Origin of the sequence: Microbacterium sp. MEC084, from assembly GCF_004514465.2 — a bacterium.
In the GTDB taxonomy this organism is placed as follows: Bacteria; Actinomycetota; Actinomycetes; order Actinomycetales; family Microbacteriaceae; genus Microbacterium.
Map to the genome: position 1 here is coordinate 94,947 of NZ_MYFP02000003.1, position 15,601 is coordinate 110,547.

The window sequence follows — 15,601 nt, forward strand, 5'->3', positions numbered from 1 at the left end:
GCCCCGCATCCTGGATACATGACAGATGCGAGCGTCCTCGAGGCGGATCCCCGGGCGCAGGCCCCGGCCGTCGACGTTCGCCCCGGTGACGTCCTGGACGGCCGGTACCGCCTGGAGGAGCTGGTCGGGCGCGGAGGGATGGGCGCCGTCTTCCGCGCGACCGACATGGTCCTCGAGCGCACCGTCGCGATCAAGCTGTTCGCCGCCGCTGCCGCCGACGAACGGGATCGCGAGCGCCGCGCATCGGAGACCCGCCTGCTCGCCTCGCTCAGCCACCCGTCGCTCGTGACGCTGTACGACTCGCGCACGGCCAAGGACGGCTCCGGCTACATGGTGCTCGAGTACGTGGACGGCGGCACGCTCTCGGACCGGATCGCGCGTGGTCCCGTGCCTCCCGCGGAGGTCGCCGAGATCGCCGCCGAACTGGGCGACGCGCTCGACGCCGTGCACGGCGCGGGCGTCATCCACCGCGACGTGAAGCCGGCCAACGTGCTGATGCACGCGGCGCCGAGCCCCGTGCGCGTGTCGCTCGCCGACTTCGGGATCGCCTACCTGGTCGACGCCGCCCGCCTGACGACGCCGGGCATGGCCGTGGGCACGGCCGCCTACTTCTCGCCCGAGCAGGCGCGGGGCGCCGAGCCCTCGCCCGCGTCCGACATCTACGCGCTGGGCCTCGTGCTGATCGAGGCGCTCACCGGCCGCCGCGCGTTCCCGCAGACCACGCCGATCGAGGCCGCGGTCGCGAGGCTGCACACGGCGCCCGAGGTGCCGGGCGGGTTCGGCTACGGCTGGCGCTCGCTGCTGACCGCCATGACCGCCACCGACCCTGCCGAGCGGCCGACCGCCCGGCAGGTGGCCGAGCGGGCGCGCGCGCTGACCGGCGCGGACGCCGACCCCGGCGCGACCGCGGCGGCGTTGCCCGCGGCGGCCGATGTGACCGCGCCCGTGAAGCTCGACGACGGCCCCGCGACCCAGGCCGACGCGCCGGTCGTGGCGCCCGCGCCGCGCATCGCCGACGAGGCAGAGCTCACGCGCGTGCTTCCGGTCGCCTCGGCGTCCCGCCGCGGGCGCCGCCGAGCGTCGCGGCGCCGGCCGGGGGCGCTCGGCGTGACCGGCCTCGCGGCCGTCGGCGCGCTGGTGCTCGGCATCGGGGCGTGGGGTGCCACGGCGGCGCTTCCGGCCGAGTCGCCGACGGTCGGCGCGCGTCAGGTGGAGACGCGCGTGGACGAGGCACGTGTGGCGCCGAGCGAGGCGCCCGCGGAGCAGCCCGCGCAGGGCCCTGCCGCCGAGCCCGCCGTCGCCGAGACCGCGAGCCGGCCGGCCGCGCCGGCCGAGGCCGAGCCGGCGCCGCAGCAGAAGACTTCGACCACTCCGAGCGGTGAGGGCCCGGCCGTGCCGGCGCACGCCGCGTCGGAGGACAAGACCCGTGGGAATGGGAATGGGAACGGGAACGGGGAGCCCGGCGTGGGGACGTCGGGCAAGGGGCGCGACGGCGACTGAGGCTGGAAGGGACGGCATGCCTCGTCGCCGTCGCCCCCACACCTTCCCGGATGATCCGCGGGGCGACGCGCGGCGCGTGCGGCATCCGTGCGCATCCGTTCTGGGATCCCAGACGCGATCATCGCGCGACGGCTCGCCGCGGGCGCCCGACCGGAGTCGAATGGCTCCATGACCGCGCACCCTGACCTCTCGACCGGACCCCGGCGGACCATCGCGCTCGGGGGTGCGGGCCTCGCGCCGGCAGACGTTGTGGCGATCGCGCGCGAGGACGCGCGCGTGGAGCTGTCCGATCCGGCCCTGCGGGGCATGGCCGCCAGCCGCGCGCTCATCGAGTCCCTGGCGCACGACACCCGGCCGCACTACGGCGTCTCGACCGGATTCGGGGCGCTCGCGACCGTGCAGATCCCGGTCGAGAAGCGCCGCCAGCTGCAGCGCGGGCTCATCCGCTCGCACGCCGCGGGCACGGGGCCCGAGGTGGAGCGCGAGGTCGTCCGCGCGCTCATGCTGCTGCGTCTCGACACGCTCGCGACGGGGCGCACGGGCGTCCGCCCCGAGGTGGCGCGCGCGTACGCGGCGCTGCTGAACGCGGGGATCACGCCGATCGTGCACGAGTACGGCTCGCTCGGCTGCTCGGGAGACCTGTCGCCGCTGGCGCACTGCGCGCTCGCGGTCATGGGGGAGGGGCGCGTCCGCGACGCGTCCGGTGCGCCGCGCGAGGCCGCCGACGCGCTCGCCGAGGCCGGGATCGAGCCCGTCGTGCTCGAAGAGAAGGAGGGCCTGGCGCTCATCAACGGCACCGACGGGATGCTCGGGATGCTGCTGCTCGCGCTGCACGACCTCGAGGCGCTGCTGCGCGTGGCGGACGTCGCGGCGGCCGCGAGCGTCGAGGCGCTGCTCGGCACCGACACGGTCTTCGCCGCCGACCTGCACGCGCTGCGCCCCCATCCGGGGCAGGCGGCGTCGGCCGCCAACATCGCCCGCATCCTGCGCGACTCGGGTCTGATCTCGCGGCCCGGGGCCGGCGAGTTCACGCGCGTGCAGGACGCCTACTCGCTGCGGTGCGCGCCGCAGGTCCACGGCGCCGCGCGCGACACGGCCGCGCACGCGGCATCCGTGGCCCGCGTCGAGCTGGCCAGCGCGATCGACAACCCCGTGGTCACGCCGGATGGGCGCGTCGAGTCCAACGGCAACTTCCACGGAGCGCCGGTCGGCTACGTCCTCGACTTCCTCGCGATCGCCGCGGCCGACGTCGCCTCGATGTCGGAGCGTCGCACCGACCGCTTCCTGGATGTCGCGCGCAGCCACGGCCTGCCGCCGTTCCTCGCCGACGACCCCGGCCTCGACTCGGGCCTGATGATCGCGCAGTACACCGCCGCGGGCATCGTGTCGGAGCTCAAGCGGCTCGCCGTGCCGGCGTCGGTCGACTCCATCCCGTCGTCCGCGATGCAGGAGGACCACGTCTCGATGGGGTGGGCGGCCGGCCGCAAGCTGCGCCGCGCGATCGACGGCCTGTCGCGCGTGCTGGCGATCGAGCTGCTCGCGTCGACGCGCGCGCTCGACTTCCGCCTGGCGGCAGGTGCCGGGCGGCCCGGGCCCGCGACGGAGGCCGTGCACGCGCTGTTCCGCACCGACATCGCGGCCCCGGGGACGGACGTCTTCACGTCTCCCGACGTCGACCGCGCGGTCGCGCACGTGCAGTCGGGGCGCGTGCTCGCGGCCGTCGAGGAGGCGGTCGGCGCCCTGGCGTAATGTCGTGCCGGTGACGGAGTCGAGCCGCGTCCCGGCGTTCGAGAACGGGCTGCGCATCCTGAGCCTGCTCGCCCGGTCGAGCGGTCCGCTGCAGGCCGCGACGATCGCGCAGCGCCTGGACCTGCCGCGCTCGACGGTCTATCACCTGCTCAACGTCGCCGAGCGCGAGGGCTACGTCATGCGGCTGCCCGAGGAGAGCCGCTACGGCCTCGGGATCGCGGCGGTCGACCTCGGCTCGTCGTACGCCCGCACGGATCCGCTCGCGCGCGTGGGCCGCGTGCTGGTCGGCCGCCTCGTCGATCGGATCGGCCTGAGCGCGCACCTCGCGGTGCTGCACGGCCGGGAGGTGCTGTACGTGGTCGAGATGCGCGCGAAGCACGCGCCGGATCTCGTCAGCGGTGTGGATGTGCGCCTGCCCGCGCAGCTCACGGCGAGCGGGCGCGCGATCCTCGCGGCGCTCCCGAAGGCGCAGCTGCGCGCGCTGTATCCGGGCGCGCAGGCGTTCGTGCAGCGTCACGCCGAGCATCCCGCCGTCACGACGTACTCCGAGCTGCGCCGGGTGCTGGAGGCCGTGCGGCAGCGCGGCTGGGCCGAGGAGGTGGGCGACATCACGCCGGGTATGTCGTCGGTCGCCGTGCCCGTGCTCGACCACCGCGACTGGCCGGTCGCGGCGATCGCGGTGACGTATCCCGACGATTCCGTGCCGCCCGGGCGCATCCCGGAGCTGGTGGAGGCCGCGCGCGCGACCGCGGAGAAGATCTCGCGGCGCATCCACGGCGCGCGGCACGCCTGACAAGAGGAAGGCCCCGCCTCTCGGCGGGGCCTTCCCGGTTGGTGCGCCCGAAGGGATTCGAACCCCCGACACCTGGCACCGGAAGCCAGTGCTCTATCCACTGAGCTACGGGCGCATACCTGATCGAGGATATCAGTCGACGGCGGTGGTCCCGACCGACAGTCGTCAGACGAAGCGCGTCGTGAGGCGGGCGCCCGCGACGTCCACCCTCCGGTCGTTGAGCGGAGGGGCGCCGGCGCCGGCCCCACCCTCCGGTCGTTGAGCGGAGGCGCGCCAGCGCCGGCCCACCCTCCGGTCGTTGAGCGGAGGCGCGCCAGCGCCGGAGTCGAAACGTGTCCGAACATCCCCCGCCGACCGGCCCACCGCTCGTCCACAGGGCACCGCCCCGAGGACTTCTCCACAGATTCGGTTTGAATCGCTGATCTGCGCTTTCCGGCCGGTGAATGTCGGTGGCCCGGAGGAGAATCGGGCCATGACGGCACAGGCGACTTCGACCCGGTGGGCTCCCACCCCGGCCGAACGCGCCCGCACGTCAGAGCTCGTCGACGGCTACCTGGAGCAGCAGGTCGTCATCGCCCAGGCCCATGCCCGGCAGGCGCGGATCCTCGCCGAGGGCCGCGCGATCGCCGAGGCTCAGACCCGCCGGGGTGGGACGGGTTCGGAGTTCGAGCACCCGCTGAGGTCCATGGCCGCGGAGTTCGCGGTCGCCGGGCGGATGTCAGACCGCACGATCCGGGCCCGGATGGAGTGGGCAGTCGACCTGGTGGACGGGTTCCCGGCCACGTTCGCCCTGTTCGAGGAGGGCTGGATCAGCGAGGCCCATGTCCGCGCGATCGTCGACGCCGGCAGTCGCCTCGAGGATGACGACTCCCGGGCGGAGTTCGAGCGGATCATCCTGCCGCGGGCGGAGAAGCTCACCGGCGGACAGCTGGGCTCCGTCGCGCGGAAGCTCGCGGATGACATCGAGCCGTTGCCGTTGGAGGAGCGTCACGAGGAGGCCATGGCCGACCGCTCCGTGAGCGTGGCACCGGTTCCGGACGGCATGGGCGAGCTCACGTACATCGGCCCGGCGGTGACGGTGTACGCGATGCATGACCGGGTCACTCAGATGGCGCGCACGATCTACCGCACCAAGGATGAGACCGACGAGCGGACGTTGGATCAGATCCGGGCGGACGTGTTCGCCGAGATCGCCCTCGCCGGCCTCCCCACCGCCGAGCTGATCGACCAGCACGGCGGCGACGCCCTGACGAAGATCACCGCCACCGTTCAGGTCACCGTCCCGTGGCAGTCACTGACCGGCGTCGGCGACGAGTCCGCGTTCCTCGCCGGATACGGACCCATACCCGCCGACGCGGCCCGCCGCCTGGCCGGCGAGGCCGCCAAGTGGACGCGCCTGTTCCAGAACCCGGACACCGGGTGCCTGAAGACCGTCGACACCTACACGCCCACGAAAGCGCAGCGCCGCTTCCTGATCGCCCGGGACGAGCACTGCCGCTTCCCCGGCTGCCGGCAACCGGCGGTCCGCTGCGAGGACGACCACACCATCCCGTACTCGGAAGGTGGCCCCACCGACGTCCGCAACCTCGCCAACCTGTGCCGCGCCCACCACGTGCTGAAACACAACTCGAACTGGGACTTCCGCCACGGCCCGGGCGGGGTGATGGAGGTCATCAGCCCTACCGGCAGGGCCTACAAGCACAAACCCACCCCGGTCGTGAGGTTCGAAGCATCCGCCGAGATCGCCCGCGCCGACTTCGGCGCCGACCCGCCCCCGTTCTGACGGTCCCGCTACGGGAGCGTCGCGGGCTCGGGCATCTCCTCGTCGGAGGCCTCGAGGCTCGTCACCGGATCCGTGATCTCGGCGAGCGCGTCGGCCAGCCGCTGCGCCAGGTAGGCGTGGCCGGCGACCGACGGGTGGTTGCGGCCGTAGTCGCTCGTGTCGATGACCGAGAGGTAGTTCTGCTCGGTGATCCACCCGTCCTGGATCGGCGAGATGTACCACCACTGCCGCTCGGTGGCGAGCTCGGCGAGGTCGCGGTCGATGCGCGCGGTGGCGGGCTCGACCGGAAGCACCTGCGGCGCCGGGCCGAGCACGACGACCGGCGTGCCGGGGTGGATCTCCACGAGGGCGTCCCACGCGGCGGTGACCGCGGCGCGGTACCCGGCCGCGGGCTCCCGGCGGTCGTTGATCGATCCCTGGACGATGATCAGGTCGTACTCGGCGGCCGGGTCGAGCGCCGCGATGCGGGTGCCGAAGTCCGGCCGGTCCAGCCCGGGCCGCAGATAACCGCTGCCGCGGCCGCCGTCGACGGTCGTGGTGCCGTCCAGCAGTTCGGCGAGCACGTATGCGTAGCCGCGGTCGATCGGCGTCGCGGCCGAGCCGTACGTCCAGGAGTCTCCGAACACCAGCACATCCGGGTGCGGCGGGAGGCGGATGGGCGGCGGCGTGAGCACGGCCTGGTCGGACGACGCCTGCTCCACCTCGGCGACGGGGGCGGCCCACGGGCGCAGCGCCCCGGCCGCGAGCGCCGCGAGTACGGCGAGCACCGTCGTCACGGTGAGCGCGACGACGGCAGGGCGGGAGCGGGTCGCGGGCGCCATCACCGATCAGGGTAGGCGATCCATCTGAACAGAAGGAAACGCTCCCGCACGGCGGCGCAACGCGGCCGGGCGCGGGGTCGCCTGGCCGTGTCGCCCGTCGCCTGAGGATCCCCCGGCGGTCGCCTCGCCCGCCGACCAATAGACTTGTCGGGCTATGAACCCGGATGCCCTCGCCGCCGCCCTGCTCGCCGTCATCACGCCGATCGCCGAGCGACGACGCCCGGAGGAGGAGCTGGGGCTCGCGGCCGCGGACATCACGCTCGAGCGCCCCAAGAACCGCGACCACGGCGACTGGGCCACGAGCATCGCGCTCAAGCTCGCCAAGCGCCTCGGCACGAACCCGCGCGAGCTCGCGCAGGAGATCGCCGACGGGCTCGCCGCGGTCGACGGCATCGCGAGCGTCGAGGTCGCCGGCCCCGGCTTCATCAACGTGCGCCTGGACGCCGCAGCAGCGGGCGCGCTCGCCAAGACGATCGTCGACGCGGGCGCCGACTACGGCCGCAACGACTCCCAGGCGGGCAACTCGATCAACCTCGAGTTCGTGAGCGCGAACCCGACCGGTCCGCTCCACATCGGCCACACGCGCTGGGCCGCGCTGGGCGACAGCATCGGCCGCCTGCTGCAGTTCTCGGGCGCCACCCTGGCCCGCGAGTTCTACATCAACGACGCCGGCGCGCAGATCACGCGCTTCGGCGCCTCGGTGCTGGCCGCCATCAAGGGCGAGCCGAAGCCCGAGGACGGCTACGCGGGGGAGTACATCGACGACCTCGCGCGCCGCGTGCTCGAGGGGCGCCCCGACATTCTCGACCTCGACCCCGAGGCCCAGCTCGAGGCGGCGCGCGACGACGCCTACGCGCTGCAGCTCGCCGAGATCAAGGAGTCGCTCGCGCAGTTCAACGTGCACTTCGACGTCTGGTTCTCGGAGCGCATCCTGCACGCCAAGGGCGAGGACGGCGGCCCCAGCCTCGTGGACCAGGCCGTCGAGCGTCTGCGCGCGCAGGGCCACGTGTTCGACGCGGACGACGCCGTGTGGGTGCGCACGACCGACTTCGGCGACGACAAGGACCGCGTCATCCGCCGCTCCAACGGCGAGTACACGTACTTCGCCGCGGACGCCGCGTACTACCTCAACAAGGGCGACCGCGGCTTCGCGCACAAGATCTACCTGCTGGGCGCCGACCACCACGGCTATGTGCACCGCCTGAGGGCCCTCGCGGGCGCGGCGGGCGAGGACCCGGACAAGGACATCGAGATCCTGATCGGCCAGCTGGTGTCGATCAACGGCGCCAAGCTCTCGAAGCGCGCCGGCAACATCATCGAGCTCGACGACCTGCGCGAGTGGCTCGGAACCGACGCGCTGCGCTACTCGCTCGCGCGCTACCCGGCCGACTCGCCCCTGTCGCTCGACCCCGACCTGCTGCGCAAGCGCACGAACGACAACCCCGTGTTCTACGTGCAGTACGCGCATGCGCGCACGCACAACGTCGGACGCAACGCCGCCGACGTGGGCGTGGACCGCTCGGAGTTCGCCCCCGAGCTGCTCACGCACGAGACCGAGGCGGCGCTGCTCGGCGCGCTCCAGGAGTTCCCGCGCATCGTGGCGTTCGCGGCCGAGGTGCGCGAGCCGCACCGCGTCGCGCGCTACCTCGAGGAGCTCGCGGGCCTGTACCACCGCTGGTACGACAACTGCCGCGTGACCCCGCTCGGCGACGCCGAGATCGAGCCCGTGCACCGCACCCGCCTGTGGCTGAACGACGCCACCGGCCAGGTGCTGCGCAACGGCCTCGACCTGCTCGGCGTGAGCGCGCCGGAGCGGATGTAGCCACCGGATGACGGCGAGCGCCCACGCGTCCCTCGCACCCGCGCCCCGCAGGCGCCGGCGTCGCTGGCCGTGGGTGCTGGCGGCGACCCTGGTCCTCCTGGCGGTCGCGGCGGTCGTCGTCGCGGAGGGCGTCGCGCGCTCGATCGTGCCGCAGCGCGTGCGCGAGACCGTCGTGGCTCAGCTCGGGCTGCCCGAGGACCAGCCGCTCGACGTGACCGTCGGCGGCGTGCTGGTGCTGCCGCAGCTGATCGCCGGCCGCCTCGACGAACTGCGGGTCACGGGCGCCGACGTGCCGCTGCCGGGCGAGGCCGCCGCCGGTCTCACGGTCGACGCCGACGTGCGCCTCACCGGCGTCCCGCTGCGCGAGGGCGTTCAGGGTGGGCCCGGCACGGCCGAGCTGCGCCTGGGGGCCGACGACCTGCAGCTGCTGCTCGCGGACGCCCGGCTGCCCGACGCGCTCGCGGATCCCACGGTGACGCTCGCCGAGCCCGACGCCGTGCTGACGAGCGAGGTCTCGATCCTCGGCGCGTCCATCCCGATCGAGCTGTCGCTCGCCCCCGGCGCCGCCGACGGCGACCTCACGCTGGAGCCGACGGGCGCGCGCATCGGGGGAGCGCAGCTCTCCCTCGAGCAGCTGGCGGCGATGGCCGGCACCGAGCTCGGCCCCGTGCCGGTGTGCCTCGCCGACCGCCTGCCGTCGGGCCTCGCGCTCACGGCCGTCGCGGTCGAGGGCGACGCGCTCGTCGCCGACCTCGACGTCGCGGCCGGCATGATGACGGATCCCGCCCTCCTGGAGCCCGGCACCTGCGACTGAGCCGCTGGCTAGCATCGGTCGCGTGCCGATCAGCGATCAGACGACCTGGACCGACGACGACGTGCTCGACGCGGCCGCCCGGTGGAGCTGGGTGCCGGAGGGATCCCGCGTCGCGGAGGGCGAGCTCACGATCATCCAGCGCCCGGCGTGGGTGGGCGGCCACGTCGCCGTGGAGCGCACCCCGCGCGGGCGCGCGGCGGCCCAGCTGGTGGACGACGCCGTGGCGGTCGCCCGCGAGTGGGGCGACGTCGCACTCGAGTGGGCGCTCGCCGACCGCGACGACCCGACCGTGGCCGCCGAGCTCGAGGCCCGGGGCGCGACCGTGATCGAGCGGCTGGACGTGCTGGCGCGCCCGCTCCCCGCGGACCCCGCGCCTTCCGCGCCGGGGGTCTCGGCGCGCCGCGTCGCATCCCGCGAGGACGTGATCGCGATCGGCGCGATCAACGCCGCCGTGTGGGCCAACGCCGTGCCGAGCGAGGAGCGGATCGCGCAGGTGCTCGAGGAGGAGCGGCGCGGCGCCGCCGAGGGCACGGGGTTCCGCGTGCTCGCGACCCTCGACGGCGACGTCGTGTCGACCGGCGGCGTGACGCTCGCGCCGGGACCGCGCGGCACGGTCGCGCGGCTGTGGGGCGCCGCCACGCTCGAGGGCGCTCGCGGCCGGGGCGCGTACCGGGCCGTGCTGGCCGAGCGCCTGCGACTGTCCGCCGAGCACGGCGCGACGCTCGCGCTCGTCAAGGGCAGGATCGCGACGTCCGCGCCCATCCTGGCCCGCGCCGGGTTCCGCCGCGTGGGCGGCGAGCGGCGCTTCCGGCTGGCGCTCTGATCGATCGCTCGCCGCGCATTTCGCCCAGTCGCGGCGAAGGGATCTGCACATCCGAAGCCGTGCGGATGCCGGATCGCCTTCCGATCTGCTGATCCCCTCGGATGCGCCGGCCGGGTCGGCCGCGGGCGGCGCCCATCCCCGTCGGGAGGCGCGGTGCAGGTGTCATAGACTCAGTGGTCACCGGCGGCGCGTGAGCGTACCGTGCCGCGGCATCCACCGAACGCCCCACCCGATTGAGAAAGTCGTGCCCGACGACGCAGCCGCAGCTGTTGTGAGCGGAGCCCTCGCGCCCGAGTGGCTCGCCCTGCCCGACGACCCCAACGACCTCGCGCCGGGCGTGTGGCCCGCCTCCGCGCACCGCGACGCGGACGGCGCCCTCGTGATCGCCGGCATCCCCGCTCCCGAGCTCGTCCGGACCTTCGGCACCCCCGTGCTGGTGCTGGATGAGGACGAGGCGCGCGACCGCGCCCGTCGCACGCTGCGCGCCTTCGGCGACGCCGCCGCCCGCCACGGCGGCCGGGCCCGCGTGTACTACGCGGGCAAGGCGTTCCTGTCGACCGAGGTCGCGCGCTGGATGATCGACGCCGGCCTGAACGTCGACGTGTGCTCGGCCGGCGAGCTGGCCGTCGCGCTCGCGGCGGGCGTCCCGGCCTCGCGCATCGGCTTCCACGGCAACAACAAGCGCGTGTTCGAGCTCGAGCGCGCGGTCGAGGTCGGGGTCGGCACGATCATCGTCGACTCGGACATCGAGATCGAGCGCCTCGCGGCGATCACCGAGCGCCTCGACCGCCGCCAGACCGTGCTGGTGCGCGTCAACAGCGGGGTGCACGCCGAGACCCACCACTTCCTCGCGACCGCGCACGAGGACCAGAAGTTCGGGTTCACGCTCGAGGCCGCCGAGCGCGCGGTCGAGCGCATCCACGAGCTCGAGCTGGTCGACTTCGCCGGCCTGCACTGCCACATCGGCTCGCAGATCTTCGGCACCGCGGGCTTCCGCGAGTCGGCCTCGCGCGTGCTCGAGCTGCACGCGCGCCTGCTGGAGCAGGAGCGGTTCACGGCCACGGGCGCGGACGGCTCGGTCGAGCCCGTCCTCAACCTGGGCGGCGGCTTCGGCATCGCCTACACGCGCGCCGACACCCCCACGCCGATCGCGGAGCTCGCGGACGGCATCGTCGACGCGGTCGCCGACGAGTGCGCCGTGCGGGGCATCCCGCTGCCCGTGCTCGCGTTCGAGCCCGGCCGGTCGATCATCGGCACCCCCGGCGTCACGCTGTACGAGGTCGGCACGACCAAGTCCGTCCAGGTCGACACCGGATCGACCGTGGCCGAGCGCCGCTACGTGAGCGTGGACGGCGGCATGAGCGACAACGCGCGCCCCGCGCTGTACGGCGCCCAGTACTCGGCGCGCCTCGCGTCGCGCGAGGGCGTCGAGGGCCCCGTGCTCAGCCGCGTCGTGGGCCTGCACTGCGAGTCGGGCGACGTCGTCGTCGACCACGAGTACCTGCCGGGCGACGTCACGCCCGGCGACCTGCTGGCCGTGCCCGCGACCGGCGCGTACTGCGCCCCGCTCGCCAGCAACTACAACCACGTGCCCCGCCCGCCCGTCGTGGCGGTCACCGGCGGCACGGCGCGGATCATCGTGCGCGGGGAGCGGATCGAGGATCTGCTCGCCCGCGATGCGGGAATCGACACGGGATCCGCCGTCGCAGAGGGAGAAGAATGATCGATCACCGTCGCCTCCGTGTGGCCCTGCTCGGGGCCGGTTCCGTCGGATCCCAGGTCGCGCACCTGCTGCTCACCCACGCCGAGGAGCTCGCCGAGCGCTCCGGCGCCGAGCTCGAGCTCGCCGGCATCGCCGTGCGCGACGTCGACGCGCCGCGCGACGTGGACCTGCCGCGCGAGCTGCTGACCACCGACGCGGAGAGCCTCATCGTGGGCTCGGACATCGTGATCGAGCTGATGGGCGGCATCGAGCCGGCCCGCACCCACATCCTCGCCGCGCTGAACTCCGGCGCCGACGTCGTGACGGGCAACAAGGCGCTGCTCGCCACGCACGGCGCCGAGATCTTCGACGCCGCCGACCAGGTCGGCGCCTCGGTGTCGTACGAGGCGGCCGTCGCGGGCGCCATCCCGATCATCCGCCCGCTCAAGGACTCGCTCGCCGGCGACCGCATCAAGCGCATCTTCGGCATCGTCAACGGCAGCACCAACTTCATCCTCGACAAGATGGACCGCGAGGGGCTGAGCGCCGACGAGGCCCAGCGCATCGCGACCGAGCTCGGCTACCTCGAGGCCGACCCCACGCTGGACCTCGAGGGCTACGACGCCGCGCAGAAGGCCGCGATCCTCGCGAGCCTGGCGTTCCACACGCACGTCTCGATCGACGACGTGCACCGCGAGGGCATCGAGAGCATCACGGCGGACATGATCGAGGGCGCGCGCCGCGCGGGCTTCGTGATCAAGCTGCTCGCGGTGTGCGAGAGGCTCGCGGCCGACGGCGGCGCCGAGGGCGCCGACCCGGCCGACGCGGACGGCGAGTCCATCTCGGTGCGCGTGTACCCGGCGCTCATCAGCCGCGACCACCCGCTGGCCAGCGTGCACGGCGGCAACAACGCCGTGTTCGTCGAGGCCGCCGCGGCGGGCGACCTGATGTTCTACGGCGCGGGCGCGGGCGGCCTGCAGACGGCCTCGGCCGTCATGGGCGACGTCGTGTCGGCCGCGCGCCGCCACATCGCGGGCGGCGTCGGCGTCGGCGAGTCGCCGCGCCAGAACCTGCCCACCGCGCCCATCGGCCGCATCATGACCCGCTACCAGGTCACGCTCGAGGTGGACGACGAGCCCGGCGTGCTGGCCCGCATCGCCGGCATCCTGAGCGAGGGCGGCGTCTCGGTCGCGACCGTCGAGCAGACCCCGTCGACCGATGCCGAGGGCCGCGCCCACATCGTGATCGGCACCCACCGGGCCCGCGAGCAGGCGCTGAGCGACACGGTCGCCCGCCTGCAGGCGAGCGATGTCGTCGAACGCGTGGTGTCGGTGCTGCGCGTCGAAGGGGAGTGACGGTGCCGCCCGCGGGCGCGCGCACGGTGCACGTGCGCGTCCCCGCGACCAGCGCCAACCTCGGCCCCGGCTTCGACACGCTCGGCCTGGCTCTCAGCGTCTACGACGAGCTCGAGGTCACGGCCCTGCCGCCGGGCGAGCTCGAGATCGAGGTCACCGGCCCGGGCTCGGACGAGATCCCGCGCGACGACTCGCACCTGATCGTCCGCACGATCCGCTACTGCTACGAGTCGGTCGGGCGGACCGCGCCGGGCCTGCGCCTCGTCGCGCGCAACGGCATCCCGCACGGCAAGGGAATGGGCTCGTCGGGGGCGGCCGTCACCGCGGGCGTGCTCGCCGCCAAGGGCCTGCTCGAGGGCGAGGCCGTGCTGACCGAGAACGACCTGCTGCGCCTGGCGACCGAGCTCGAGGGGCACCCCGACAACGTGGCGCCCGCCCTGTTCGGCGGCCTCACGATCGCGTGGACCGAGAACGGCGTGCCGCAGCACAAGAAGCTGCTCGTGCACCGGGGCGTCGCGCCGGTCGTCTTCGTGCCGGACCACACCATGTCGACCTCCAAGGCGCGCAGCGTGCTGGCGACCGAGGTGTCGCGCGAGGACGCGGTGTTCAACGTGTCGCGCTCCGCGCTGCTGATCGCGGCCCTGACGCAGAGCCCGGATCTGCTCCTGTCGGCCACCGAGGACAAGCTCCACCAGGAGAAGCGCGCGCAGGCGATGCCCGAGACGTTCGCGCTCGTCAGCGCCCTGCGCGAGCGCGGCTTCGCGGCCGTGGTGTCCGGCGCGGGCCCCAGCGTGCTGGTGCTCGCGGACGGCCCCGGCCGCCGCCTCGAGGCCGCCGCGGTGGTCGAGGAGGTCGCGGGCGGATCGTGGCAGCCGCTCATGCTGGCCGTCGACTTCAAGGGCGGCACCGTGTCGCCCGCGGCGGAGTGACGCCGTCGCCGGATGTGAGGATGGAGACCCACCCGTGACTTCCCCCGAGCCGAGGAGTGCCGTGCAGTACATCTCCACCCGCGGCGGCGGCGAGCCGCTGTCCTTCGGCGAGGTGCTCCTCGAGGGCCTCGCGCGCGACGGCGGGCTCGCGGTCCCCGCGCAGATGCCGCGCGTCGACGGCGAGACGCTGGACCGCTGGCGCGCGCTCACCTACCCGCAGCTCGCGACCGAGGTGCTGGCGCTCTTCGCGACCGACATCCCGCGCGACGACCTCGCGCGGATGACCGCCGCGGCGTACGCGTCGTTCCCGGCGGAGGTCGTGCCGCTGCGCCCGATCGGCGACGGGCTCACGCTCGTCGGCCTCTCGGAGGGGCCCACGCTCGCGTTCAAGGACATGGCCATGCAGTTCCTGGGCCAGGTCCTCGAGTACGCGCTCGAGCGCAACGGCTCGGTGCTCAACGTGCTGGGCGCCACGTCGGGCGACACGGGCTCGGCCGCCGAGCACGCGCTGCGCGGCAAGGAGCGCATCGCGGTCTTCATGCTGTCGCCGCAGGGCCGGATGAGCGCGTTCCAGCGGGCGCAGATGTTCTCGCTGGACGACGCGAACATCCACAACATCGCGATCGACGGCGTGTTCGACGACTGCCAGAACCTGGTCAAGCAGCTCGCGGGGGACATCGAGTTCAAGCGCGCGCAGAACCTCGGCGCGGTCAACTCGATCAACCTCGCGCGCATCACGGCGCAGGTCGTCTACTACTTCTGGGCGTGGCTGCGCGCGACCGACGCCGGGGGCCCCGCCGAGGTGTCGTTCACGGTGCCGTCCGGCAACTTCGGCAACATCCTGTCGGGCCTGTACGCGAAGCTGATGGGCCTGCCGATCCGCCGCCTCGTGCTCGCGACCAACGAGAACAACGTGCTCGACGAGTTCTTCCGCACGGGCGTGTACCGCCCCCGGAGCGCGGCCGAGACCCTGGCCACGTCGAGCCCGTCGATGGACATCTCGAAGGCCTCGAACCTCGAGCGCTTCATCTTCGAGCTGTTCGGCCGCGACGCCCAGCTCGTGGTGCAGGCCTGGAACGAGCTCGACGAGCAGGGCTTCTTCGACGCCTCGGCCGACCAGCCGCGCTTCGCCGAGGAGTTCGGTCTCGTGAGCGGCACGTCGACGCACGCGGACCGGATCGACACGATCCGCTCGGTGCACGCGAGCGCGGGCGAGATCATCGACCCGCACACGGCCGACGGCGTGAAGGTCGCGCGCGAGCACGTCGAGCCCGGCGTGCCGATGCTCGTGCTCGAGACCGCGAAGCCGCAGAAGTTCGCCGAGACGATCCGCGAGGCGCTCGGCGTCGAGCTCGAGTACTCGGACGAGCTGCGCGCCATGCTGGACGCCCCTCAGCACGTGACCGAGATGGCCGACGACGCGCAGGCCCTGCGCGCGTTCATCGAGGCCGCCGCCCTGAAGGGGTGATACAGTGAACGACATCACGGCGGGTGCCGCTCGGCACACTTC

The 15,601-nt window shown here is 73.8% G+C and carries 12 protein-coding genes and 1 tRNA gene; 11 read left to right on the forward strand and 2 right to left on the reverse strand.

The window, feature by feature from the left end; translation table 11 throughout:
* Window positions 1-18 precede the first annotated feature (18 nt).
* The 3 genes from B5M43_RS04700 (at window position 19) to B5M43_RS04710 (ending at window position 4,042) form a co-directional block, all read left to right on the forward strand.
* Window positions 19-1,500, forward strand: a complete 1,482-nt coding sequence (locus tag B5M43_RS04700; protein WP_134745940.1) for a serine/threonine-protein kinase — start codon at window positions 19-21, stop codon at window positions 1,498-1,500.
* A gap of 168 nt (window positions 1,501-1,668) precedes the next feature.
* Window positions 1,669-3,249 (forward strand): histidine ammonia-lyase, encoded by a 1,581-nt coding sequence (gene hutH / locus B5M43_RS04705; protein ID WP_134745941.1) that lies wholly within the window; start codon window positions 1,669-1,671, stop codon window positions 3,247-3,249.
* 10 nt (window positions 3,250-3,259) lie between these two features.
* Window positions 3,260-4,042 (forward strand): IclR family transcriptional regulator, encoded by a 783-nt coding sequence (locus B5M43_RS04710; protein WP_308067838.1) that lies wholly within the window; start codon window positions 3,260-3,262, stop codon window positions 4,040-4,042.
* Window positions 4,043-4,081: 39 nt separating this feature from the next.
* Here B5M43_RS04710 and B5M43_RS04715 read toward each other — a convergent pair.
* A tRNA-Arg gene (locus B5M43_RS04715) sits at window positions 4,082-4,157 on the reverse strand.
* 357 nt (window positions 4,158-4,514) lie between these two features.
* Here B5M43_RS04715 and B5M43_RS04720 point away from each other — a divergent pair.
* Window positions 4,515-5,825, forward strand: coding sequence for an HNH endonuclease signature motif containing protein (locus B5M43_RS04720; protein WP_230667677.1), 1,311 nt, complete (start codon window positions 4,515-4,517; stop codon window positions 5,823-5,825).
* A gap of 8 nt (window positions 5,826-5,833) precedes the next feature.
* Here B5M43_RS04720 and B5M43_RS04725 read toward each other — a convergent pair whose 3' ends face one another.
* Window positions 5,834-6,646 carry an SGNH/GDSL hydrolase family protein gene (locus B5M43_RS04725; protein ID WP_134746173.1) on the reverse strand — a complete coding sequence of 271 codons (813 nt, stop codon included), beginning with the start codon at window positions 6,644-6,646 and terminating at the stop codon, window positions 5,834-5,836.
* 154 nt (window positions 6,647-6,800) lie between these two features.
* Here B5M43_RS04725 and B5M43_RS04730 point away from each other — a divergent pair, with 154 nt between their 5' ends.
* The 7 genes from B5M43_RS04730 to thrC all read left to right on the forward strand — a co-directional run bounded on the left by B5M43_RS04730 (window position 6,801) and on the right by thrC (window position 15,559).
* Window positions 6,801-8,468, forward strand: coding sequence for an arginine--tRNA ligase (locus tag B5M43_RS04730; protein ID WP_134746172.1), 1,668 nt, complete (start codon window positions 6,801-6,803; stop codon window positions 8,466-8,468).
* A gap of 7 nt (window positions 8,469-8,475) precedes the next feature.
* Window positions 8,476-9,282, forward strand: coding sequence for a DUF2993 domain-containing protein (locus B5M43_RS04735; protein WP_134746171.1), 807 nt, complete (start codon window positions 8,476-8,478; stop codon window positions 9,280-9,282).
* 22 nt (window positions 9,283-9,304) lie between these two features.
* Complete coding sequence (locus tag B5M43_RS04740) at window positions 9,305-10,105, forward strand: hypothetical protein (RefSeq protein WP_134746170.1); 801 nt, start codon at window positions 9,305-9,307, stop codon at window positions 10,103-10,105.
* Between the two features lie 244 nt (window positions 10,106-10,349).
* A complete protein-coding gene (gene lysA / locus B5M43_RS04745; RefSeq protein ID WP_230667679.1) occupies window positions 10,350-11,828 on the forward strand; it encodes a diaminopimelate decarboxylase in 1,479 nt (492 codons plus the stop codon).
* Window positions 11,825-13,162 carry a homoserine dehydrogenase gene (locus B5M43_RS04750; protein ID WP_134746169.1) on the forward strand — a complete coding sequence of 446 codons (1,338 nt, stop codon included), beginning with the start codon at window positions 11,825-11,827 and terminating at the stop codon, window positions 13,160-13,162. Before lysA ends, B5M43_RS04750 begins: the two co-directional genes overlap by 4 nt.
* On the forward strand, window positions 13,159-14,091 hold the full coding sequence (thrB, locus tag B5M43_RS04755; RefSeq protein ID WP_134746168.1) for a homoserine kinase: 933 nt from the start codon (window positions 13,159-13,161) through the stop codon (window positions 14,089-14,091). Before B5M43_RS04750 ends, thrB begins: the two co-directional genes overlap by 4 nt.
* Window positions 14,092-14,152: 61 nt before the next feature.
* Window positions 14,153-15,559 carry a threonine synthase gene (gene thrC / locus B5M43_RS04760; RefSeq protein WP_134746167.1) on the forward strand — a complete coding sequence of 469 codons (1,407 nt, stop codon included), beginning with the start codon at window positions 14,153-14,155 and terminating at the stop codon, window positions 15,557-15,559.
* Window positions 15,560-15,601: the final 42 nt, after the last annotated feature.

What these genes read in the sequence shown, in the direction of transcription:
- B5M43_RS04735 (WP_134746171.1), top strand. Translation starts at nt 8,476, where the DNA reads ATGACGGCGAGCGCCCACGCGTCCCTCGCACCCGCGCCCCGCAGGCGC.
- B5M43_RS04750 (WP_134746169.1), top strand. Translation starts at nt 11,825, where the DNA reads ATGATCGATCACCGTCGCCTCCGTGTGGCCCTGCTCGGGGCCGGTTCC.
- hutH (WP_134745941.1), top strand. Translation starts at nt 1,669, where the DNA reads ATGACCGCGCACCCTGACCTCTCGACCGGACCCCGGCGGACCATCGCG.
- B5M43_RS04720 (WP_230667677.1), top strand. Translation starts at nt 4,515, where the DNA reads ATGACGGCACAGGCGACTTCGACCCGGTGGGCTCCCACCCCGGCCGAA.
- B5M43_RS04700 (WP_134745940.1), top strand. Translation starts at nt 19, where the DNA reads ATGACAGATGCGAGCGTCCTCGAGGCGGATCCCCGGGCGCAGGCCCCG.
- B5M43_RS04725 (WP_134746173.1), bottom strand. Translation starts at nt 6,646, where the DNA reads ATGGCGCCCGCGACCCGCTCCCGCCCTGCCGTCGTCGCGCTCACCGTG.
- B5M43_RS04730 (WP_134746172.1), top strand. Translation starts at nt 6,801, where the DNA reads ATGAACCCGGATGCCCTCGCCGCCGCCCTGCTCGCCGTCATCACGCCG.